Annotated in this window: 16 protein-coding genes and 1 tRNA gene; 12 read left to right on the forward strand and 5 right to left on the reverse strand. The window is 62.0% G+C overall.

Annotation, left to right across the window (positions count from 1 at the left end; genetic code table 11):
- Window positions 1-18: 18 nt before the first annotated feature.
- Window positions 19-99, reverse strand: a tRNA-Leu gene (locus tag Q0367_RS13995).
- Between the two features lie 135 nt (window positions 100-234).
- On the opposite strand from Q0367_RS13995, the gene Q0367_RS14000 reads away from it, so the two are divergent.
- Both Q0367_RS14000 and Q0367_RS14005 read left to right on the forward strand, forming a co-directional pair.
- Window positions 235-1,020, forward strand: a complete 786-nt coding sequence (locus Q0367_RS14000; protein ID WP_297640974.1) for a nitroreductase family protein — start codon at window positions 235-237, stop codon at window positions 1,018-1,020.
- Window positions 1,002-2,732, forward strand: a complete 1,731-nt coding sequence (locus tag Q0367_RS14005) for an NFACT family protein (RefSeq protein ID WP_298982967.1) — start codon at window positions 1,002-1,004, stop codon at window positions 2,730-2,732. Before Q0367_RS14000 ends, Q0367_RS14005 begins: the two co-directional genes overlap by 19 nt.
- A gap of 10 nt (window positions 2,733-2,742) precedes the next feature.
- On the opposite strand, the gene Q0367_RS14010 is transcribed toward Q0367_RS14005, so the two are convergent.
- Window positions 2,743-4,023: a site-2 protease family protein gene (locus tag Q0367_RS14010; RefSeq protein WP_298982969.1), complete on the reverse strand. Its 1,281-nt coding sequence runs from the start codon at window positions 4,021-4,023 to the stop codon at window positions 2,743-2,745.
- An 81-nt stretch (window positions 4,024-4,104) separates the two neighbouring features.
- Here Q0367_RS14010 and Q0367_RS14015 point away from each other — a divergent pair, with 81 nt between their 5' ends.
- From Q0367_RS14015 to Q0367_RS14040, 6 genes are all read left to right on the forward strand, one after another.
- Complete coding sequence (locus Q0367_RS14015; RefSeq protein WP_297640978.1) at window positions 4,105-5,190, forward strand: hypothetical protein; 1,086 nt, start codon at window positions 4,105-4,107, stop codon at window positions 5,188-5,190.
- Between the two features lie 97 nt (window positions 5,191-5,287).
- A complete protein-coding gene (locus Q0367_RS14020) occupies window positions 5,288-6,067 on the forward strand; it encodes an alpha/beta hydrolase family protein (RefSeq protein WP_297640980.1) in 780 nt (259 codons plus the stop codon).
- On the forward strand, window positions 6,064-7,317 hold the full coding sequence (locus Q0367_RS14025; protein WP_297640982.1) for an MFS transporter: 1,254 nt from the start codon (window positions 6,064-6,066) through the stop codon (window positions 7,315-7,317). Before Q0367_RS14020 ends, Q0367_RS14025 begins: the two co-directional genes overlap by 4 nt.
- A gap of 44 nt (window positions 7,318-7,361) precedes the next feature.
- Window positions 7,362-8,729, forward strand: coding sequence for a methylenetetrahydrofolate--tRNA-(uracil(54)-C(5))-methyltransferase (FADH(2)-oxidizing) TrmFO (trmFO, locus tag Q0367_RS14030; RefSeq protein WP_297640984.1), 1,368 nt, complete (start codon window positions 7,362-7,364; stop codon window positions 8,727-8,729).
- Between the two features lie 7 nt (window positions 8,730-8,736).
- Window positions 8,737-9,585 (forward strand): amino acid ABC transporter permease, encoded by an 849-nt coding sequence (locus Q0367_RS14035; protein WP_297640986.1) that lies wholly within the window; start codon window positions 8,737-8,739, stop codon window positions 9,583-9,585.
- A 501-nt stretch (window positions 9,586-10,086) separates the two neighbouring features.
- Window positions 10,087-13,626 carry an META domain-containing protein gene (locus tag Q0367_RS14040; protein ID WP_298982971.1) on the forward strand — a complete coding sequence of 1,180 codons (3,540 nt, stop codon included), beginning with the start codon at window positions 10,087-10,089 and terminating at the stop codon, window positions 13,624-13,626.
- 155 nt (window positions 13,627-13,781) lie between these two features.
- Here the strand turns inward: Q0367_RS14040 and Q0367_RS14045 are convergent, their stop codons facing one another.
- The 3 genes from Q0367_RS14045 to Q0367_RS14055 are packed head-to-tail and all read right to left on the reverse strand — an operon-like array spanning window position 13,782 to window position 15,991.
- Complete coding sequence (locus tag Q0367_RS14045) at window positions 13,782-15,035, reverse strand: cytochrome-c peroxidase (RefSeq protein WP_298982973.1); 1,254 nt, start codon at window positions 15,033-15,035, stop codon at window positions 13,782-13,784.
- Between the two features lie 7 nt (window positions 15,036-15,042).
- Window positions 15,043-15,486, reverse strand: coding sequence for a FixH family protein (locus Q0367_RS14050; RefSeq protein ID WP_298982975.1), 444 nt, complete (start codon window positions 15,484-15,486; stop codon window positions 15,043-15,045).
- A gap of 58 nt (window positions 15,487-15,544) precedes the next feature.
- Window positions 15,545-15,991: a rhodanese-like domain-containing protein gene (locus Q0367_RS14055; protein ID WP_298982977.1), complete on the reverse strand. Its 447-nt coding sequence runs from the start codon at window positions 15,989-15,991 to the stop codon at window positions 15,545-15,547.
- 463 nt (window positions 15,992-16,454) lie between these two features.
- Between Q0367_RS14055 and Q0367_RS14060 the strand changes: the two genes are divergently transcribed.
- From Q0367_RS14060 to Q0367_RS14075, 4 genes are all read left to right on the forward strand, one after another.
- Window positions 16,455-17,378 (forward strand): 4Fe-4S dicluster domain-containing protein, encoded by a 924-nt coding sequence (locus Q0367_RS14060; RefSeq protein WP_298982979.1) that lies wholly within the window; start codon window positions 16,455-16,457, stop codon window positions 17,376-17,378.
- 84 nt (window positions 17,379-17,462) lie between these two features.
- Window positions 17,463-18,674, forward strand: coding sequence for an NrfD/PsrC family molybdoenzyme membrane anchor subunit (gene nrfD / locus Q0367_RS14065; protein ID WP_298982982.1), 1,212 nt, complete (start codon window positions 17,463-17,465; stop codon window positions 18,672-18,674).
- Between the two features lie 23 nt (window positions 18,675-18,697).
- Complete coding sequence (locus tag Q0367_RS14070) at window positions 18,698-21,907, forward strand: molybdopterin-dependent oxidoreductase (protein WP_298982984.1); 3,210 nt, start codon at window positions 18,698-18,700, stop codon at window positions 21,905-21,907.
- A gap of 231 nt (window positions 21,908-22,138) precedes the next feature.
- Window positions 22,139-23,200, forward strand: coding sequence for a trans-acting enoyl reductase family protein (locus Q0367_RS14075; protein WP_298982986.1), 1,062 nt, complete (start codon window positions 22,139-22,141; stop codon window positions 23,198-23,200).
- Window positions 23,201-23,244 lie beyond the last annotated feature (44 nt).

Below are 23,244 nucleotides of genomic sequence, written 5' to 3' on the forward strand. Positions count from 1 at the left end.
CGACTGGCCCTCCCTCAGTAGGTCGGGTGGGATTCGAACCCACAAGGGTTGCCCCGGCGGATTTTAAGTCCGCTGCGTCTGCCATTCCGCCACCGACCCAAATGACCCGCCTTCGATTAGGTCGAAATGCGAATCATCCATATCATATCTGCAGGTGCGCTTATTGTCAACCATTTTTATTACGATTCACGCAGAATTTTCCTAGAAAAATTGCGAACCCTTCGGAGTAGATCGATGAATGATTCAACTTTTGTAGCGTTTCCTTCGGAGTTGGCCGTGTTCGGAAAACATCGGTCGGTGCGTTATTTTTTGCGCGAGCCATTGGCGCCCGGCCACCTGGACTTGATCATCGAAGCGGGGCGACGCGCGCCGACCGACGCGCAGGGGCATATGTACGCCTTCGTGCGCATCACCGACGTTGCGCTGCGCGACCGCCTGGCGACGCTCTGCGCCGATCAGCAACATATCCGCGACGCCGCCGAATTTTTCATCGTCTGCCTGGACGTCCACCGGCTGCGGCGCCTGGTCGAGCATCGCGGGGGCGGGTGGGGAATGCGCGAGCGCATCTCGCTGCTTTACGGCGCCACGGACGCCACGATGGTGGCGCAGAACATGGTTGTGGCTGCGGAGGCGCTCGGCTATGGCACCTGTTACATCGGCGCAGTGCAGAACAACGTCGATCGCATCGCCGAAGCGTTGGCGCTGCCTCCGGGCGTGCTGCCGCTCTACGGCCTCTGCATCGGCGTGATCGACCCGGCGCATTATCCGCCGACCGTCAAGCCGCGCATTCCGCGCGCGCTCTGCTTTTTTGAAAATCGCTACCCTGCAGACTTCACGCCGGAGCAATTGGACTCCGCCTACGCTGCGATGAGCGTCAAGCGCGACTGGTGGGAAAGCATCGGCGCCTATTTTGCAGCGGGAGGCACCATGGAGCGCCGCGAGCCGGTGATGGCGCGCGCCTGGCGTCAGCAGGGGCTTGACCCGCAACCGGTGGAGCAGCCGTGCACTTCGACGCATTGACGCTGGCCTGTATCACCGCCGAGCTGAAACAGACGCTCTGCCCGGGGCGCATCCAGCAGGTGACGCCGGTGGATGAACACGCGCTCGGCTTTGAAGTCTACGCAGGCGGCGCGCGTCATCCGCTTCTGGTTGCGCTGCATCCGAACAGCGCACGCGTGCACACCGTCTCCTACAAGCTGCGTCGCGGGGTCGAAGGCGAGACGCCGTTGCTCTTGCTGCTGCGCAAATATGCGCGGGGAGCGCTGCTGAGCGATGTGGTGCAGCCGGATCCCGTCGAACGCGTGCTGCACCTGCACTTCGAGCATCCCGAACACGGGACGACGAGCCTCATCGTCGAGCTGATCGGACGCCAGCCCAATGCCGTGCTCGTGGGGCCGGGCGGGCGCATCCTGGAGGCGTTGCGCCGCGTGCGAGCCGGAGAGGGCGAGCGCACGCTCTCGCCCGGTCATCTCTATGCTCCGCCGCCTGCTCCCGCCAAACTCCCGCCGTTGGACGACGGCGCCGAAGATTACTACGACCGGCTCGCCCAGGTGATCGCTCAGCCGGGGCCGCTGTGGAAGGCGCTGGTTGCGGGCGTCGCCGGCCTCAGCCCCACCGCTGCGCGAGAGATCGCGTTTCGCGTGACGGGAAACGCCGGGGCGAGCAGCGAAGGCGTGACGGTGATCGCCCTGGCGCAGGCGTTGCAAGAGCTATGGTCACCGCTGCAGACGGGCGACTGGCAGCCGGGCCTGATCGAAGACGAGGGGTGGATCGGGGGTTTCGCACCTTATCCGGTGCAGTTTCGCGGGCGCTTTTTGCCGCAGCCGTCGATGAGCGAGGCGCTGGAGCGTTTCTTTGCGCAGCCGACGGCGACGCACGCGCCCGACGCCTATGCAGCGCTGCGCAGTCAGGTGTTGGCGCAGGTCAAACGGGCGCAAGCGCAGGTGGAGCGCAGGCTGGCTGCGCTGGCAGGCGATGCGCCGGCCCCGGGCGAGGTGGAGCGCTTGCGCACCCAGGCCAGCTGGCTGCTGGCGTTCTCCGGCCAGATTGCACCCGGACAGACCTTGCTCACGGTGGATGCGGGCGGCGAAACACTGCACATTCCGCTGGAGCCGCACCTTTCTCCCATCGAGCAGGCGCAGCGCCTGTTCAAACGCGCGGCGAAGCTGGAACGCGCCGCCGAGATTATTCCTCAGCGTCGCGCCCAACTGCTGGCCGACCTCGACCTGCTGGCGCAGCTGGCGCTGGACGCCGAACGCGCGGCCAATCAACCGGAGCTGGCCGCCGTGTTGGATGAGCTGCGCCGGGCAGGGCTGCTCTCCTCCCCGAAAGCGCGCGCGACCCAAACTGCGCCCGCCGCAGGCGGCCCGCTGCGCTATCGCACATCTCGGGGCGTCGAGATCGTGGTGGGGCGCAACGCGCGCCAGAACGAACAGGTGACCTTTAAGCTGGCGCGGCCCTCGGATCTGTGGCTGCACGTGCGCGGCGCGCCCGGCGCGCATGTGGTGGTGCGCAGTTCAGAGCAGGCGCCCGCAGAGGAAGATGTGCTCGCCGCTGCACAGCTCGCCGCGTACCATTCCAATCAGCGCGGGGAGCGCAAGGTGGACGTGATCGTGACCGAACGTCGCTGGGTGAGTCGCGCGCCGGGGGGACGCACGGGGCAAGTTGTAGTGAGCAAAGAGCGCGTCGTACGCGTTCCGGCGGTGGAGCCGGAGGACGTCTCGGCGGTTTGATGGAATTTTATCACATCCAAAAGCGATAGAACGTCAATCCGGCGTCGATCAGCACAGGCGAAATGTTCAGCTCCCCCAGCATCACCAGGACAATGCGCCAAAAGACGGTGCGAAAGCCTTCGACGTACCAGAACAGCAGGATCAACAACAGAAAGCCAAACGAGTAGAAGGGCGCCAGCGCGCGATGGAGGCTGTCTGGCAGCCAGGGGGCCAGGATGCCGAATCCATCCAGTCCGGGGACGGGCAGCAGGTTGAAGACGATAGCGGTCGCCTGCAAAAAGACGAGCAGCGCCATCGCCGCCCAGAAATGGAAATGCTCGATCCATAAGGTGGGGTCGGAGATCAAGAGGAAAGGGAGCGCCAACAACACTGCGAACAGTGCGTTGGCGGCTGGACCGGCCGCCGCCACCACGCTCTGCATCCAGCGGCTTCGAATGGCGCCCATATTGACGTAGACGGCGCCGCCCGGCAGCCCAATCCCACCCAGCAGCAGAAAAAGCACCGGCATCAGGATGCTCAGCACAGGGTGCGTGTATTTGAGCGGGTTGAGGGTGAGATAGCCGCGCTCGGCGACGCTGAAATCCCCGCCAAAGTAGGCCATCAAGGCGTGGCCGAACTCGTGCAGGGCCAGAGAGATCACCCAACCGATCGTGACGAAGGCGAAGAAGAGAACCGGCTCCGGCTCAGGCGTGGAATACAGATAGACGCCGAGGGCGACCATGATCGCCGCCAGCCCCAGGAAGACGGAGCTGAGGCGCCAATGGCTGCGTTGGGCTTCGGCGCGCGCAGCCGCATCCTGATATTGTTGCGCTGCCTGTGCGACCGATTGCTCGTAAACGCGCACCGGCGCCTGCCGGACGGCGTCGACGTCGATGCGCCATGCGTTCTGCCATTCGGCGATTTCTGCAGTCGGGTTGGCGAGCGCACTCACCAGCAGGTCGCGCGTGCTGACAAAGGGTGCGCCGGCGGCGTTTGCTTCGGCGAGCGCACCGTGCAAGACTCGCTCCAGCGCCGGGTCCATGCGTTCTTGTTGCTGTGCGCCGCTCGTGCGCCAGCGCACCATCTGGCGAGAGCCAAGCTGCGCCTTCAGCTCACGCAACATCTTCTCGGTGTCGTGGCCTAGCGCAGTCAGGACCCCTACGGCGTCCGCCTCGCGCTGCGCCAGCAGCCCATAGAGCACATGAGAGGGCGACAGCGAGAGCGATCGCGTGCGCGAGGCAAACTCCCCTGCCTGTTGAAGGGCGTGGATGGCCTGCACGGAGAATTGTTCAGGTGAGAATGTCTGCTCCATGACGCTATTATAGCTTGGGGCCGTTCGAGGTCGAAGAAACCGATCGAGTATAATCGTTGCATGAAGGCGAGCAAGCGGAGCGTGAAGAATCGTTCTTCGGAGCGCAAGGGGCGGGCGCCAGAGAGTCATCCGCTCTCTCTGTGGGCGCCTTTGTTGCATGCCGCCCTCGTTTGGCTCGTTCTCCTGACGCTTGCCTCCTGGCTGCAACGCGGCGATTGGACAGCTTGGGTGGGCCAAGTTGCCTGGGTGACTATGCTCTTCGGCGTTTCCGCTGCGCTGACCTGGCTCGTCTTCTTTCGACGTTCGCTTTCGCCCCTCAAGGTTGCGCCGGGACGTCGGTTGGGGGGCGTGGCGATCCTGGGCGTTGGATTTGTTCTATATACGGGGCTTTTTGCGACCTGGATTGCCTCAGGCGAGATGAGCGTTTCGACGAGTTGGCGTCAACAGTTGCTGGCGGGGACGGCGGTGGCTTCCCCCATCTTGTTTAGCGGGGCGACGCAGCAGGCATTCGCCCTTTCAGCAACAAACTTTTCCACAACAAACGCCTGGAATGCGCGTCGCCTGCAGCTGGGCGAGATCGCTCTGCTATTGTTGTTTTCGTTGATGGCGTTTCCGCTCCTTTCCGCCGCATTGGGGACGGATTCGTCGGATGGCGGAGCCGCGCAGCGGTGGATGTGGATGGCGACAGCGCTGGCGATCGGGGCGGCGCTCTTCTTAGGCCAGATGGCGTTGCAGGCGCTGCGTCGCCCTGGCGCGGCGATGCTGATCTTTGCAGCGGCGCTTTTTTACCAGGCGTTGGTGAACTTCGCATACGCACGTGCACATGGCGAAAGCGGACCGGGCGCCGCCGTCCATTTGTTGGCGTTGGCTGCTGCGGCGGCGATGGACGTGATGTACATGCTGCGCCTGCCTGACGCCGACTCCAAGGCCTCGCTGCGCAGCGCGTTGGGCGTTGCGACTCTTGCTGCGTTCACCCTCGCGGCTTTCTTCAGAATGCAGATGTTTGGCGTCCCTTCGCTTGACCCGCCTCTCGCTCTCGTAGGGTTAGGTGCAGGCGCAGTGTTGGGCCTGTGGTGTGGATGGCGCGGTGCAGAGATCGGACGATGGCTCGCCGCTTCAGCCCACTTGTGCAGACAAAATGTTGCAAAAAAGCGAAAACAACCATAAAGACGCAAAGCGACAATGTGTTACAGACTTTGCGTCTTGGCGACGTTGTGGTCATGAAATTTCCAATCACACAACAAAATGAAGCAGGAGATGCTAAATGGCTTTATTTCATTGCAATTTTTACTCAAGCGTCCTCAATCTTTCCGTCTCGATGGACGTCATCTTGCCGCAACCTCCGCCAGGCGAGCAGCGCAATCACAAACTTCCCGTGCTCTGGCTGCTGCACGGCCTCTCCGACGACCATACGATCTGGCAACGGCGCACCTCGATCGAACGCTACGTCGAGCCGATGAACCTGGCCGTAGTGATGCCGGCGGTCGACCGCAGCTTCTACACCGACATGGCGCAGGGAAACCGCTACTGGACCTACATCAGCGAGGAGCTGCCGACGCTGGCGCGCAGCTTCTTTCCGCTCTCCGAACGCCGCGCAGAGAACTTCGTGGCGGGGCTGTCGATGGGCGGCTACGGCGCTTTCAAGCTGGCGCTCACCTTTCCGGAGCGTTACGCCGCGGCGGCCAGTCTTTCCGGCGCGCTGCGCAATTTCGCCGAAGACGCCAACAGCGAAGACCCGGCCTGGGTGGCGGAGATGACGCGCATCTTCGGCGATCTGCGCTGCTTCCCCGGCAGCCCCAACGACGTCTATTTTTTAGCGGAGCAGGTCGCCCGTCGAGGCGCGCCCATCCCCAGGCTGTATCAATGTTGCGGCACAGAAGATTTCCTCTATTCGGACAATCTGCGCTTCAAGGCGCACGCCGAGACGCTGGGGCTGCCGCTCACCTACGAAGAAGGGCCGGGCGACCACGTGTGGAGCTATTGGGACGCCATGATCCAGCGCGTGCTGGCCTGGCTGCCGCTTCAGAACGGAGATGAATCATGACGACGGAATCCCTGGATGCGGCGACGTCGTCGCATCGTTATCCGCGCAACGTCTATGTGACTGCGGTCGGCTCGCTGTTGACCGACATTTCCACCGAAATGGTCGTCTATCTCGTGCCGTTGTTTCTGGCGGGCGTGCTCAAGACCTCGACGCCGCTGATCGGGTTGATCGAAGGCGTGGCGGAGACGACGGCGGCGCTGAGCAAGCTTGTCTCCGGCTATGTTTCCGATCGCATCGGCAACCGCAAATGGGTGGCGGTGAGCGGCTACACGCTTTCCCTGCTGGTCAAGCCGCTGCTGGCGCTGGCGACGACCTGGAGCATGGTCTTCGCCGCGCGCTTCGGCGATCGCCTGGGTAAGGGCATCCGCACTGCGCCGCGCGACGCGCTCATCGCCGACAGCATCGACGTTCGACGACGGGGAGCCGCTTTTGGCTTTCAACGCGCCGGCGACACCCTGGGCGCGTTCCTGGGGCTGGCGATCGCAATCGTCGTCATCTTCTGGTTCCAGCGAAACAGCCTCGAGCTGGAGCGCAGCACCTTCACGACGATCGTCTGGCTGTCGATGATTCCGGCCGCGATGGCGGTGCTGGTGTTGGCCTTCGGCCTGGAAGAACGTCGCAGACCGAAGGCTGCAACGCCGACTGCGCCCCAAGCCAACGTCAGCCTCTCCCTGTCCTCCTTCGACCCGCGCTTTCGGCTGGCGCTCCTGAGCGTTGCGCTGTTTACGCTCGGCAACTCTGCGGACGCCTTCATCGTCCTGTTGGCGCAGGATCGAGGCGCCAGCGTGCTGACGACGCTGTTGATGATCTTGCTTTTCAACGGCGTGTACACGATCTTCGCACAGCCTTTCGGCAAGTGGTCGGACCGCGTGGGGCGGCTGCGCATCATCAGGCTGGGCTGGAGCTTCTATGCGCTGCTGTATCTAGGCTTTGCGCTGAGCAACGCAGTATGGCAGATCGCCGTGTTGTGGGCGCTTTATGGGCTATACTATGCAATGACGGAAGGCGCGCTGAAGTCGCTCGTGGCCGACCTCGTGCCCAGCGCCCAGCGCGGGGCCGGCTATGGTTGGCTGAACGGCACCATCGGATTGATGGCTCTGCCTGCGTCGTTGATCGCCGGCCTGCTCTGGCAGGCGATTGCCCCGTCGGCGGCCTTCCTCTTCGGCGCAGGGATGGCGGGCGTGGCGCTGGGGCTCCTGGCGCGCATCAAACCGATTTCGCAGGCGGAGTTGATGGAGAACAGCGTTTAACGCGGCAGGGCGTCTGTTACGCTGGGGAATGAGCTATTTGAGAGATGAAGCAGATAAGACCGACCAAACCAACTGTCACCATCATCGGCGGAGGACTGGCCGGCAGCGAAGCGGCCTGGCAGATCGCCAACCGGGGGCTGCATGTCGATCTCTTCGAGATGCGGCCGGTGCGCACGACCGAGGCGCACGTCACCGATCGACTGGCGGAGCTGGTGTGCAGCAACTCGATGGGCTCCACCTTGCCCGACCGCGCCCTGGGCATCCTGAAAAATGAGCTATTGCGCATGGGCAGCCTCATCATTCGCACCGCCTTCAAGCATGCGTTGCCTGCGGGCGCTGCGCTGGCGGTCAGCCGCGAGGAGTTCTCCGAGGAGATCACGCAGCGCATCCACAGTCACCCGAACATCACCGTGCATCGCAGCGAGGTGACGGAGATTCCTGACGGCCCGACGATCATCGCCACCGGCCCGCTGACGAGCGCGGCCCTGACCGAAAGCATCCAGGCGCTCACCGGTCAGCAGCACCTTTATTTTTATGACGCCATGGCGCCGATCGTCGTCGCCGACAGCATCGACATGAGCATCGCCTTTCGTCAGAGCCGCTACGATCGCGAGAGCGCGCTGGGGAGCGAGGAGGGCGACTATATCAACTGCCCGCTCAACAAAGAGGAGTATGAGCGCTTTGTGCAGGCGTTGCTGGCCGCGCCGCGCATCGAGCTGAAGGGGGCGGACAAGGAGTTGGAGCGCTACTTCGAGGGGTGCATGCCGATCGAGGTGTTGGCGGCGCGCGATCCGAAGGCGCTGGCCTTCGGCCCCATGCGGCCAGTTGGCCTGCGCGATCCGCGCACAGGTCGACGCCCCTACGCCGCCGTGCAGCTGCGTCAGGACAACGTCGCCGGAACGCTCTACAACATGGTGGGCTTCCAGACCAACATCAAATGGGGCGCGCAGGAGCAGGTGCTGCGCCTGATTCCCGGCCTGGAGCACGCCGAGTTTGTGCGGCTGGGCCAGATGCACCGCAACACCTTTATCAACAGCCCCACGCTGCTGCGACCTACGCTCCAGTTCAAAACGCGCGACGACCTCTTCTTTGCAGGGCAGATCACAGGCACGGAAGGCTACGTCGGCAGCACCATGGGCGGTCTGATCGCCGGCGTCAACATGGCGCGCCTGCTGTGCGGCCAGCCGTTGCTCGTCCTTCCCCGCGAGACGATGATCGGCGCACTGCTCTATTACATCACCCACGCCGACCCGAAGACCTTCCAGCCGATGAAGGCGACGATGGGCTTGCTGCCGCCGCTGGAGGAGGAGGTGCGCGGCAAACGCGCACGTTACGCTGGCTATGCGGAGCGCGCCGAGGCTGCGCTCGATGCATATTTACGTCAAGTCGGCTTTGAAGCCGTAGGGGAGTAGTTCATTCATGAGCCTTGCATCGATGCCGGCCCCGCGACGTCACGCAGCCTATGGCTTCTTCAGCCGATTGCCGTACTGGCTGTTGGTGGCGTTGTTGTTGGGCGTGCTCATTGTTTGGAGAACGCTGACCAACGAAAGCTACGCCGTGATCTTTTCCGCCGTGTCGCGCGGGCTGGGCGTCACCATCTACGTCACGCTTGTCGCCTACGCCGGTGCGCTGGTGGTAGGGTTGTTCATCGGCATTGCGCGCGTCTCCAAAAATCGCATCCTCTACGAGGCGGCGACCTTCTACGTCGAGATTATCCGCGGCGCGCCGATGCTCGTGCTGCTGCTCTACATCGCCTTCGTCGGCGCGCCGGCGCTCGTCTATGCTGTCAATTGGCTAGGCGAACAGTTGTCATTTCTGGGGCCGGCGGCGCGTCCTCTGCTCGAATTCCGCGTGCGCGATTTTGATTTCACCACGCGCGCCATCCTTGCGCTCATCATCGGCTACAGCGCCTTCCTCAGCGAAATCTTTCGCGCCGGCATCGAAAGCATCGAGCACGGACAGATCGAAGCGGCGCAGAGCCTGGGCATGTCGCGCTGGCAGGTGTTGCGACTGGTCGTGCTCCCCCAGGCGATCCGTCGCGTGCTTCCGCCTTTGGGCAACGACTTCATCGCCATGCTGAAAGACTCCTCGCTCGTCTCCGTGCTCGGCGTGCCCGACATCACGCAGATGGGCAAGGTCTATGCTGCGAGCACCTTTCTCTACTTCGAGACCTACAACATTGTCGCTTTCCTCTATCTTTCGATGACGATCGTGCTTTCGCTGGGCGTGCGCTGGATGGAGCATCGCATGCCGCAAAATGTGCGCTGATCCGGCGGAACTGCACGTTCGCTCATATCGTTTTCAGCTTGCGCAGCGCGCTTGCTTTTGGCATGATTGCACAGTGCTTAAAACTGCCCTATTGGAAGAGCCTGACGCTCTTCCGCAAAGGCGCAAAGTAAGATAGTTCTATTCAAAAATAGGAGTTGCACAGTCGGTTCATCTTCCAGGAAGCTCCATGATTTTTAACACAATCTTCTGGCAGGGATGATGGCTGCGACCGTAGGTGCGGCTCTCAGCCGCACGCTCTCGATGTCCCGCCGGTGAGCCCTCACCCTCTCTCCCAATGCTGGGAGAGGGGGAGAAGGCAGCTGCGAGCTGCGCCTACGGATTGCCAGAATCCTTTGTGAAATTCCATCCAACTTCCTGAAAGGTTGCATTGTACGCAAAGGGCGTCATCGAACTGTGTCCCATGAGCCGCGAAATTCCATCAAGCTTCCCGGAAGACCGGGTCAACTGCGCAACGCCTGAACAACTGGAAAGGAGTGCAAATTGAAAAACACATTGCTGAAATTTCTCACACCAATTCTGGTGGTTGCTCTGTCGCTTTCGGCGCTGCCTGCGTCCTCACTGGCAGCCCCTCTGGCTATATCTCTTCAACAAGAACAGCTTGCTTCGGACGTCTTGACCCTGGAGGCGCTCGCCAATCTGACCTATCGCTCCCAGTTGACGCCCTCCGGAGAGATCACGCTGGTCGATGGCCGCTATGAAGACCCCGCCAATCGCGTCTTTGCGGTGTTGGCGGCGGCGCCGATGGCCTTCGGAACGCTGAACGGCCAGGATGCCGCAGCCGTCTTGCTGGCGGAAAGCAGCGGCGCCAGCAGCGTCTTTGTCACTTTGGCGATCGTCGTCGATCAGAACGGCGAGCCGGTCAACGTCGCCAGTGCGCTGCTGGGCGACCGCGTGGACGTCTACGCGCTGGAGATGGATGGGAGCCGCATCCTTGTCGATATGGTGCGCCACGGCCCCAACGACCCCATGTGCTGCCCAACCGAAGTCGTGCGCCTGATCTATGGGCTTGGCGATGAGGGGCTTGTGCTGGCCGGCGTCAACCTCGTCGGCAGCGGCGTGCAGGCGACGCTGGACGTTGCGCCGGAGGGCGGCTATCAGACGAAGGTCATGCCGGCGACGCCTTACGAGGTTTCCGCGCTGATCCCGACCGGCGCCCCCATCCATACGCTGTTGACCTTCGGAGACGACGATCCTGCCACGGTCTTTGCGGACGGCGGCCCGTACATCGCTATCTACCCCGTTCAGGAGTATATCCGCCTGTGGGAAGGGGCTGGCGACCTGACGATCGCCAACCTGGTTGAGGAGCTGAAGCGCATCCTGAGCGAGCAGCCTGCATCCCTCGGGGCGCCGCTGCCGATTGTCCCGCCGGCGGACGTCGACGATCTGGTCGCCCAAGTCCGTTATCTGGAGGGAGAAGATTTCAGCGGCGTGCGCTTCATCGCCCGATCGGTGCGCAACGGCGTCGTCTCCGCCGACGATCAACTTGCCTACCACTTCACCGGCCTGACCGACGACGGCCGCTATCTGATTTCCGCCCAGTGGCCGGTGGAGACGACCGCCGCTCTCAACGCGCTCGACGCCGCCCAAGATGCGGCCTGGACGCCGACGCTCTCCTCGCTGGACGCCATCATTGCGTCGCTGACCATTCAGCGCCCCGAGTGGGTGACGGTGGAGGAGCTCGGGAACCTGACCTATGATTCGGTCATGTTGGAGAAACCGGTGACGCTGAGCAGCGGCGTCTACACCGAGACGGTCATCCCCGACGTTCCTGCGAGCGTCGTCACCGTGCAATTGCTCGGCGAGCCGATCGCCTACGGCAAGATCAACGGGTTGGACTCCGCAGCCGCGCTGATTGTGGAATACAGCGGCGGCACCGGCCAATACTATTCCCTGGAACTGGTGCAACGGATCGACGGCGAGGCGGTGAACACCGCCAGCGCCTTCCTCGGCGACCGTTCGCACATCCAGAGCATCGTCATCAACGAGGACGGCAGCATCACCGTCGACATGATCGCAGTCGGCCCCAACGACGCCTTCTGCTGCGCCAACACGCCGTCGACCATTGATTTCGTCAAGGTGGGCGACCGTCTGGTGGCGCAGGAGGAGATCTCGGCCACCATCGATCTTTCCGGCCTTGAACTTCCGTTCACAGCGGCTGTGAAACAGGCCACCGCCTACGACGCTACCATGCCGCCGGGCGACCAGGGCCAGCCCAAGCATTTCTCTTGGATGTTGATGGACGGCGATACGGCCACCGGCTACATTTCCGTCTATCCTGTGGGCGCCTATCAGGCGATTTGGGAGGACGCCGGCGATCCCTTTGTGGCGGAGACGCTTGCCCAACTGCAGACGCTGCTCGAAGAACAGCCAGCCAACCCTACGCCGCCCTTGCCCTTCCTGCCACCGGTCCCCGCCAGCAACGACTTTGCTGCGCAGGTGCGTTATCTGGAGCTGGCCGACGGCGGCGTTGGCGTGCGTTTTGTCGGGCGCTTCGTGCAGGATGTGGCGCCGATCGAAAATTACCAGTTGCGCTATCTCTTCCAGGGTTTGAGCGCCGATGGCGAGTTCCTAATCGTCGCCAACCTGCCGGTGACCACCTCTGCGCTGCCTGCAGAGCCTCAGCCACTGAGCGGCGAGGAGTATGACCAGTTCGTCGCCGTCTACACGACTTATCTTGCCGAGATGGCGACGCTCTTCAACGGGCTGACCGGCGCCGACTTTACGCCCGACCTCGAAGCGCTCGACGCCGCCTTGCAGTCGGTGACGCCGGCGAGAACCGTCAACCCGCTGGCGCCGATCTCGCTGGCGAACATGACAATCAACTCCGAGCTGGCGTCCGACGGCGTGGCGCCGCTGACGAACGGCGTCTACACAGAAACGGTGGCACCGGGCAGCCCCGGCTTGATCGAAGTGCGGCTGCTGCCCGAGCCAATGGCCTACGGCGTTATCAACGAACAGGAAGCGGTCGCCACCATCGTCACGGAGAGCGACGGCGGCAGCGGACTCTTCGTCAACCTGGCGTTGATCGTCGCACAGGAGGGCGCCCCGGTCCATGTGGCGAGCGCGCCGCTCGGCGACCGCGTCGAGGTGCAGAACCTGTCCATCGCCGATAATCAGATCGCACTGACGATGCTCACGCTGGGGCCGGACGACCCGATCTGCTGTCCGTCGCAACGGGTGAGCCAGACCTACGCCTGGGAGAACGACGCCCTCGTGCTTGTAGAAGAAAGCGTCGAGACTGCGCCGCCCCTCAGCGGCGCCTCCTGGGTGTGGGTGGAGACGGTGTTCAACGACGGCACGCGCATCACGCCGGCGACCGAAGGCGCCTTCACGCTCACCTTCACCGCCGAAGGCAGAGTGAGCGCCACGACCGACTGCAACACCTTCACCGGCAGCTATCGCGCCGAGGAAGGCCAGCTCAGCATTGAATTCCTCATCTCCACTGCAATGGCCTGTCCGGAGGACGCGCAGGAGCAGGAATTCATCGCCGATGTGGCTGCGGCCAACGGCTATTTCATCACCGAGGACGGGCGTCTGGCGCTGTCGCTGCCGTTCGACAGCGGTTCGGTGATCTTTGCGCCGGCCACCGGAGAACAGACGGGCGAGGTCGCACCCGCCGAGGATGCGGCTGCGGCGGACGCAGCGACAGCCGAAACCGTCGTCGAAGCGCCCACTGCGCTTCCGGGCACGTCCTGGAACTGGGTGCGGACGCAATACAGCAACGGCGCGGTCGTAGCGCCCGTCGATCCCACCCTCTACGTGCTCACCTTCGGCGAAGATGGGACGGTCAATGTGCGCGATGACTGCAACGTGCTTAACGGCGCCTTCACGACGGATGAGGAGCAGAGGCTGACCATCGACCTTCAGACTTCGACGATGGCGGCCTGTGCGCCGGACTCGCTCCACTATCAGTTCATCCTCGACCTGTCGGCGACCGCCTTCTACTTCTTCCAGGAGGGACGGCTCTTCATCGATCTGAAGTTCGACACAGGCGTGATGGAGTTTGCGCCGGCGAACTGAGGGTTGCGAGCGTTTGGCAGCGAGGATAGGCGTTCCGAATTGGAGAACTTTTCTCGTGAGGTGAACCTTCCAGGAAGCTTCGAGCTTCCTGGAAGGTTTTTCGTTAAGCAAACCTCCGCGAGCCTCTGATGAAATTGCTGCGCGAGCGGTTTCCTCTACGGCTCTTCCGTCAGCGTATGGAGAAATGCTTCGAGCTGCTTCGCCTCCGTCGGGGTGAGGTTGAGGGGCTGGTGCAGCTCATTGTGGCCGATCAAGGCAAAGCCGCCGCCGGCGTTGTAGTGCTCGATCACCTCAGCCAGCGTGGCGAATTGGCCGGTGTGCATGTAAGGCCCGGTTTCGGCCACGTTGCGCAGCGTAGGGGTCTTCATGGCGCCGGGCAGAGTATCCCCTTCCGTCACGATGAAGCGCAACGCCGTGCACGCCTCCGGCGCCGCATCGCTATAAGGCCCCAGACAGTTGAAAAGATCGGACTGGACGATAGCGACCCCGTCGATGCGCCCCCGATGCACCGGATAGCCGGGCGCTGCAGGCACGCCTGTGTTGTGAAAAGCATCGTTCGTGAAGCGCGGGCCGTTGTGACAGTTGATGCACTGCCCCTTGCCGATGAAAATGCGCAGGCCGGCGATCTCGTCCTCGCTCAGGACGCCGGGCCGGGAAGGGCGCCCGTCGTCGCCTAAAGATGCGACGTAGCGATCGAAGCGCGCCGGTTTCGGCAGCAGGGTGCGCTGATATGCGGCCAGCGCTTTGCCCATGTTGGCGAAGATGCGGTTGATGGCGTCCTGCTCCTCCGGCGTCATCGCCCCCCAGGCTGCGGCGGCGTCCGGATCATCGACCGGGCCGGCGCGGCGCGGAAAACGGCTGAGATCGGGCAACGGACCGAAGAGAGCTTCGTACTCCGCCGCATAATGTTCGGCGATGAGATGAGCGTAGAAGGTGCGGTCGCCGCCGTGCTCGACGGCGTTTTCCAGCGGCAGAAGCGCCTGCGCCCACTGGCTGTCGGCCTTGCCGTCCCAGGTGAACCAGGGGCTGTAGGCTGCGCCGACGAGCGTCATCGTGTTGAGCGGAATCACGCCTACGCCCACGCCAAAGGGGCGACCGTCGGTGAAATAACGCTCCGGCATGTGACAGGAGGCGCACGACACGGCGCCGTTGGCGCTGAAACGTGCATCAAAAAAGAGGCGTTCGCCCAGCGCAGCGGCGCCTGGATGGTCGGCCACGCGGTTGGAAGGGTCCGGAGGCAACGGCTCCAGTGCGTCGAGCGCAAGGCTGCGCAGCAGCGCCACCTCGTCGACGCTCCATCTCGGCGAGTCGGTCAGAAAGGCGATGGCGCCGGCCGCAAGCAGCAGCGCCATTGCGGCGCCGACCATAAGTAAGAACAGGCGCGCGTTCCGGGTTGCACTGCGTTGCATCTCCCCGCTACCTCAACAGGAGATTGAAGACGACGCGGTCCTTCTCGCCGTTCGCTTCAATCTCGAACACCACTTCCCACCAGCCGCCCATTTGAAAGCGCATTCCTTCGACCCGGTAATTTCCATCCCCCAGATATTGCGTCACCTTGGGCGCCGTTGGCATGCCGTGACGATGCTCCGGCATGTCGCCGTGCACCTGAATCACGGCGTTCTCGACCGGCGCGCCGTCCGGCGTCTCGACATGGAGCGTCCAGGTGTGAAGCCGGTTGATGGCGATCGGGTTCAGCTCGCTGGTGAAGCTCACGCGATAGCGGCCCGCCTCGCTCAGGCGCGTCGTGCTGAAATCCAGGTTCGCAGGAGCGCTTGCGGAGGTCGTTGAAGAGGCGGGAGAAGAGAAGCAACCTACAAGTATGAGCACAGCCAGAATCAGGAGAGGATAGAGGCGATGCATGGCGATATTCCATTGCTTCGGTGTTGCGTGTTGCGTGTTGCGTAGGGCTGGGCGGGATTCATTGGATCGGATACCCTTGTTGCGCCCAGGTGATGATGCCGCCCAGGTCATAGATCTGCGCATAGCCTGCGCGCTCCAAAATCTGCGCCGCCTGATTGCTGCGGTTGCCGCTGCGACAGTAGAGCACAACGGGCTTGTCCTTCGGGATTTCGCTCAGGCGCTGCGCCAGCTGGTCGACGGAGATGTTCACGGCGCCTGGAATATGGCCGCCGGCGAACTCTTCCGGCGTGCGCACGTCGATCAGAACATGGTCGGCGTTGGCGCCGAATCTGGCCTGGTATTCCGCCGGCGTGATTTTAGCTTTCACCTTCACTGCCGCGGCGACCGGTTGAGAGGCAGCCGCCGCCGGTTGGCCGGCGGAGCAGGCATTCAAGCTCCAGAGCAACCCGATTGCGATCAGGATCAGAACGACATAGCGACGAAAATCTGTCTGTGACATTGACATATCGAACTTCCTATTTCATCTTCTGCGCCATTTCTGGCGTCCGTTGCAAAAAGTGCAGCCTTCTTTTAATTCCATAGCCCTTAACAGTGTAATCGATTTGCAATGCAATTCAGTCTTGTGGCTTCCTTATTGAAGAAATAAGAAAAATCTTATACCCCATTGGGTGGAAACCTTCATTAGAACCCCCTATCTTCATCCTGTGAACAGGGGCGAAGTCGGTGAATTCCCTGACAGGGTTTTTACCAATTTTCAAGCTTCACCCGACACAAGTGTCGGGTTTTACCGCTCTCCAGGCGTCTGCTCCTCATATAAACTCCTCTTGCAAGGCAAAACGTCGATTGCCAACAGTTATGTGATTTAGCGTTGTCGTCCGGCGGCATGCAACCTCTATCGGTTGGCGAATTGCGAGCGTCCTGATGAATGTTTGGAGACGGAACGCATGTGATGGAAAGGAGAGCATGGCATGAAGAGGGATCGGAGCGATCTGGCCTCCACGAAAACCGCCGAGGTTGAAGAAATGAGCGTCCTTCCGGCTGACGAAGCATCGAGGCGTTCGTTTCTGCGCAAATTTGCCAGCAGCATTTTTGCCGGGCTGGTTGCTCCGGCAGTGCTGGCGAGCGGTGCAACCCTACAGGCGGCTTCGTCGGAAGAGCAAACCATCGAGTCGCCTTCGCAGGCCAAAGGCGGCGATACAATTTTCAAACGCATGATGGCGGAGCTGCACAAGGCGATGCAAAAGCCGGTGGAGCAGCGCAGATGGGTCATGGTGATCGATCTGCGCAAGTGCACAGGCTGTCAGGCGTGCAACGTGGCCTGCATCGCCGAAAATCAACTGCCGCCCGGCGTCGTCTATCGACCGGTGATCGATGAAGAACTTGGGACCTATCCGAACGTATCGATCCGCTCCATGCCGCGGCCGTGCATGCAATGCGAGAACCCTCCCTGTGTGCCTGTTTGTCCGGTCACGGCCACCTGGCAACGCCCTGACGGCATCGTGGACATCGACTATGAGCAGTGCATCGGCTGTCGGTATTGCATGACCGCCTGCCCTTACCACGCGCGCACCTTTGACTTTGGCTACAAATACACGGAAGAGACGCCCGCGGTTCAACCCTATGAAGAGCAGGCCAATTTTGAGTACGGACAGCGCTGGGCGCGCGAAGGGCGCAACTCTCCAATCGGCAATGTGCGCAAGTGTCATTTCTGCCGCCATAAGCTGGAAGCGGGGATGTTGCCCTCCTGTGTGACGACTTGCATCGGTCACGCCACCTACTTTGGCGATGCAAACGATCCGGAAAGTCTGGTCTCCGAGCTGATTTCGAGACCGAATGTCATGCGGCTGAAAGAGGAAGCCGGCACCAAACCGCGTGTGTACTATTTGTTGTGAGCTTGTCCTCATCTTGCGACTCCGTGGCGCCACACCTGGGTCGGCGTCATGGCGCCGCAAACGATGGAAAAAGGAGAGAGTTCTATGACCACAGCACAAATTGCGCACGGTTTTCGGATGGACCGTCGCGTCGATTTTATCATCTCGCTCGCCCTGGCGATCCTGGCGTTGGCCGTCGGCTCGTGGGGCGTCTTTCGGGTCTTGTTCATAGGCGATCACGGAGCCGTGACCAGCTATGTGCCGTGGGGGCTTTGGGTGGGCGTCTACGTCTATTTGGTCTGGCTGGAAGTCGGCACGATGCTCGCCTACACGGCCCTGCGCTATGGATTTCGTGTGGAGGGATTGGAGAAGCTAGGCCCCGTCGTGGCGCTGGCAGCTCTGGCCGCTCTGATCGGCGCCCTGTTCATCATCGGCATGGACCTTGGTCATCCTTTCCGCTTCTGGAAGGCTTATCTGCAGCCGAACTTTGGCTCCTTGATGACCTGGATGATCTGGCTGCACACCCTCTACCTCTTGCTCCTGGTGGGGGAGCTCTACGCCTACCGACGCGGCAAGGACGCTTTGGCTAAAAGGCTTACGCTGATCGGAGCGCCGGTGGGCGTGGCGCTCATCGGCGTCATCGGCGGGCTCTTTGGCGTCATTGCAGCTCGTCCGTATTGGAACGCCTCCGTGCTGCCTCTGATGTTTTTCGTTTCGTCTCTAGTGGCCGGCATCGGGCTGCTCATCCTGTTGCATCTTCTGTTTTCGCCGACGGCCGGCGCTCCGCAATATGCTTCCACGGCCCAGGAGCTGGCGCGCATCTTTTTGGTGGGCATCATCATCGGGCTGTTCGCCGCCGGCGCCAACGCACTGGTGATCGCCTATCCCGGTGTGCCCGCCTATTCCGAAGGGCTGCGGCTGGTGCTCTTTGGCCCTTACTGGTGGACGATCTGGATTGTACACTTGTTGTTCGGCGTGCTCGTTCCATTAGGGCTCCTTCTCTGGAACCGACGCAATCTTCTGGTGATCGGCGTCGCTGCGGCCCTGATGGTGTGGACTTTTGTGATGGTGCCGTTGAACATCGTGATTCCCGGCCTGGCCTATCCTACGCCGGAGCTGGAAGGGCTGAAGCGCGCCGCCGTGCACCATCGCCTTTCCTTCGACTACTTCCCCTCGTTGATTGAGTGGTTGGTTGTCATCTTTGCAGTCGGCATTGCGCTGGCGATTTTTACCGTCGGCTACAAAATCGTTCTCGAACCGTATCAACGCCGCGTCCTTGGATTATCCGGCGAGCAACTTTCCGGAGGTGATGCATGAAACCGTCAAGCGTGGATGTTCAAATGCAAGAGATCGGAGCCGTGAACCATGCGGCATCCCGAGCGGAAGAACCCCAAGATCGCTCTCGCCGCAATTTTCTGCGCAACTCTGCATTGCTGGGCGGCGCTGCGCTCTTCGCCGGTCACCTGAGTCAGCGCGAGGCGCTGGCGCAGACGGCCAGCCTCGACGATGGTCGTTTTTACAAGCTGGCGGACCCACGCAATATTCTGTACACCAGTTGCCAGAATTGCAACACAGGTTGCGGCATCAAGGTGAAATTGCTCGACGGCGTGGTGGTCAAAGTGGACGGCAACCCCTTCAATCCCTGGACGATGACCCCGCACATCGACTACGACAACTCGCCGCTCGATCCCAACGTCGCTCGTCTGGACGGCGCCATCTGCCCTCGCGGGCAGGCCGGCATCCAGATTTTGTATGACCCCTATCGCATCCGCACAGTTTTGAAGCGTGCAGGCAAGCGCGGTGAGAACAAATGGCAGTCGATCTCTTTTGAACAGGCTGTCACCGAGATTGTCGAGGGGGGCCGCCTCTTCGCCCATGTTCCGGGCGAGGAGAACCGAGAGGTGGAAGGGTTGCGCGACCTCTATGCGCTGCGCGACCCGGAGCTGGCCGCCGCCATGAGCGCAGACGTCGCTCTGATCCGCTCCAAGAAGATGACCGTCGCCGAATTTCAAGAGAAATATCGAGAACATCTGGACGCATTGATCGATCCGGATCATCCCGATCTGGGGCCGAAGAACAATCAGCTCGTCTTCATGTGGGGGCGCATGAAAGCCGGCCGCTCCCAGATGGTGCAACGCTTCATCACCAACAGCTTCGGCAGCCTGAATCGTCATGGACACACGACGGTCTGTCAAGGCTCGCTCTATTTCGCCTGCAAGGCGATGAGCGAGCAATATGCGGACGGCAAATGGAGCGGGGGGCAAAAATTCTACTGGCAGGCGGACACCGGCAACAGCGAGTTCATCATCTTTGTCGGCGCCAACATCTTCGAGGGTGGGTATGGGCCGCCGCTGCGCACCGGCAAGGTGACCGACGGCCTGACCGAGCGCGGCCTCAAGATCGCTGTGGTGGACCCGCGCCACTCCAAGACGGCGGCGAAGGCGTGGAAATGGATCCCCGCCGCCCCCGGCGCAGAGGGCGCCCTGGCGTTGGCGATGATTCAGTGGATCATCGAGAATCAGCGCTACGACGCGCGCTATCTGGCTGCAGCGAACAAGGCGGCGGCGGCGGAGATCGGCGAGTCCACCTGGAGCAACGCCGCCTGGCTGGTTCGTATCGAAAAAGACGGCCCCGGCGCCTTCCTGCGCGTGCGCGACCTGCCGCCGGAGCTTCAACCGGACGATGTAGCGGAGAAAGACGATCGGTTTGTCGTCCTGCAAGAGGGCAAACCGACGGCGGTTGCGCCCGCCGACGCCGAGACGCCGGTGCATGGCGACCTCTTCGTGGACACGACGATCGGCGGCATACGCGTCAAAAGCGCCATGCAGCTGCTGTTTGAATCCGCCAACGAACACACGCTCGAAGAGTGGGCGCAGATTTGCGATGTCCGCGCGCAGGACATCGTTGAGCTGGCGCGTGAGTTCACCAGCCATGGTAAGAAGGCCGCCGCAGACATCCATCGCGGCGTTTCACAGCACACGAACGGCTACTACAATGTGGCCGCCTGGATGAGCCTCAACCTACTGATCGGAAACTACGACTGGAAGGGCGGGATGGTCAAGCCCACCACCTACGACGCAACGGGCGCCAAGAACGGTCAACCGTTTCCGGTGATGAGCATGCATCCAAACGCCATGCCCACCTTCGGCGTCTCGATCATCCGCCACGAGACCGAATACGAAAAGTCGACCCTGTTTGAAGGATATCCCGCCAAACGCCCCTGGTATCCACTGGCGTCCGACATCTACCAGGAGACGATTCCCTCGGCGGGCGACGCCTATCCGTATCCTATCAAGGCGCTCATCCTTTATATGGGGGCGCCGACTTACGCCCTGCCCGCCGGGCACACCAATATCCAGATTCTTGCAGACGTGGAGAAGATTCCGCTCTTCATCGCCAACGACATCACAATCGGCGAGACCTCCCTGTACGCCGATTACATCTTCCCCGATCTGAGCTACATGGAGCGCTGGGAGTTTCACGGCTCCCATCCATCCGTGACGCCCAAAGTCCAGCCGATTCGCAACCCGGTGGCTGCGCCGATGGTCGAAACGGTGCGGGTTTTCGGCGAAGAGGTTCCGATCTGTTTGGAATCGATGTTGATGGCGTTCGCCGAAAAGCTGGGCAGCACCGGTTTTGGGCCGAACGGCTTCGGCGAAGGACAGAAATTGACGCATCCTGACGACTTTTATCTCAAAATGGTGGCGAACGTGGCCGCCGAAGACACGCCCGTGCCCGACGCTTCGGACGAAGAGTTGGCGCTCTTTACAGAGGCGAGACGCCATCTTCCGGAGAGCGTTTTCAGCGTCGACCGCTGGCGAGAAGCCGTCGGCGAGGAGTGGTGGCGCAAAGTCGTCTATGTGCTCAACCGCGGCGGTCGTTTCCAGGGCTATGCAGAAGCCTATGACGGCGAGAGACTGCGCAACCGCTACGGACGCCAGATCAACCTTTATCACGAGAAAACGGCGTTGCTGCGCAACAGCATGACAGGGGAGCGCTATCTGGGCTATCCAAAGCATTTGCCGATCGCCGACAGCCTGGGGCGCTCTTTGGAAGAGGATCGACAACAGGGCTATCCTTTGTTGCTGAGCACCTATCGCCAGAGCACGCAGACCAAATCGCGCACCAACGGTTGCTATTGGCTCCTGACGATCAGCCCGGAAAATGAGGTGCTGATCAACCGCGTCGACGCCGAGCGTCTGGGGCTGGCGCCCGGCGATACGGTGCGCATCAAGAGCGCCTCCAATCCCGACGGTGTCTGGAACCTCGGCCCTCTGGGACGCAAACCCGTGGAAGGCCGCGTCAAGGTGATCGAAGGCATCAGGCCCGGCGTGGTCAGCTTCTCACTCGGCTTCGGTCACTGGGCCAACGGCGCCAGCGCCTTTACGATCGACGGCGAAACCATTCCGGCGGATCCGCGGCGCGCTGCAGGATTTCACGCCAATGCGATCATGCGCGTCGATCCATATCTCGGCAACACCTGCCTGTCCGACATTGTAGGCGGCAGCGCCGTCTTCTATGACACATGGGTGAAACTGGAAAAGGTGTAACGATTCGTCAGCCGCCGTTCAACTGTCGCCGGACCGACGCCGGTTGAACGGCGGTTTTCTTCTGCCCGCATTCGTTTTTCGGTCTCTTGCGCCTCTTCTTGGACAATCCCCTGCTTTTTCCCTACACCCTTGTCGAAGGGCTTGAGCAAAGTCCATGTGTGTCCAGACGCGCAACGGTTCTGTGAAGTTTTTCTGATGTACAATAGGGGGCGATAGGAGCAGCAAACCAAGATGACTCATCCATTTTTAATCTACGGCGCCAATGGTTACACCGGCGCGCTGATCGCCCGCACGGCGGTCACCCAAGGGTTGCAGCCGATGCTGGCCGGCCGCAACGAAACGCAGGTGGCGACGCTGGCCAGGCAACTCCAGCTCCCGTATCGAATCGCACCGTTGGATGACGCATCTGCGCTCGACGCCGCGCTTTCCGGAGTGACGGTGGCGTTGCACTGCGCCGGCCCTTTCGTCTATACGGCGGCGCCCATGGTGGAAGCCTGTCTGCGCAACGGGGTGCACTATCTCGACGTCACCGGCGAAATCGCTGTGTTCGAGGCGCTGGCCCAACGCAACGAGGAGGCGCAACGTGCGGGCGTGATGCTTCTGCCCGGCGTCGGCTTCGACGTGGCTCCTTCGGATTGCCTGGCAGTGCACCTCCACCGCAGGCTGCCCACCGCCGTCCGGCTTTTGCTCGGCGTTTGCGCACTGGGCAAAATTTCGCGCGGCACGGCGACGACGATGCTGGAGGCGCTTCTGCGTGGGGAGGGCGGCATGGTGCGTCGAGATGGCAAGTTGACGCCCGTTCCTATCGCCTGGAAGACGCGCTCGATCGACTTCGGCAAGGGGCCGCGCCTGGCCGTCACCGTTCCCTGGGGCGATGTGGCGACGGCCTATTACAGCACCGGCGTCCCCAACATCGAAGTGTACATGTGCTTCTCCAAGGCGATGGTGCGCGCCTTGCAGGCCGGTCGCTGCTTCGGTTGGCTGCTGCGTGCGCCCGGCGTGGCGAAGGAGTTGCGTCGCCGCATTCGCTCCGCAACTCCTGGTCCGACCGACGAAGAACGCTTGCGCGGCGTCAGCTTGTTATGGGGGCGCGCCGAAGACGACTTGGGCCATGTCGTGGAGGCGCGCATGCGCACGCCGGAAGCCTACACACTGACGGCGCTGGCGTCGCTTCGCCTCGTGCAGAAAGTGTTGGCAGGCGACGTCAAACCGGGTTTTCAAACCCCGGCCGGCGCATATGGCGCCGATTGGATTCTCGCCATCGAAGGCGTGGAGCGAATCGATTTGAGTTGAACGGCTGAAGCTTCGAGAATGAAGGACGGTCGCCGCTCGCTTCC

Origin of the sequence: uncultured Caldilinea sp., from assembly GCF_937128415.1 — a bacterium.
In the GTDB taxonomy this organism is placed as follows: domain Bacteria; phylum Chloroflexota; class Anaerolineae; order Caldilineales; family Caldilineaceae; genus Caldilinea.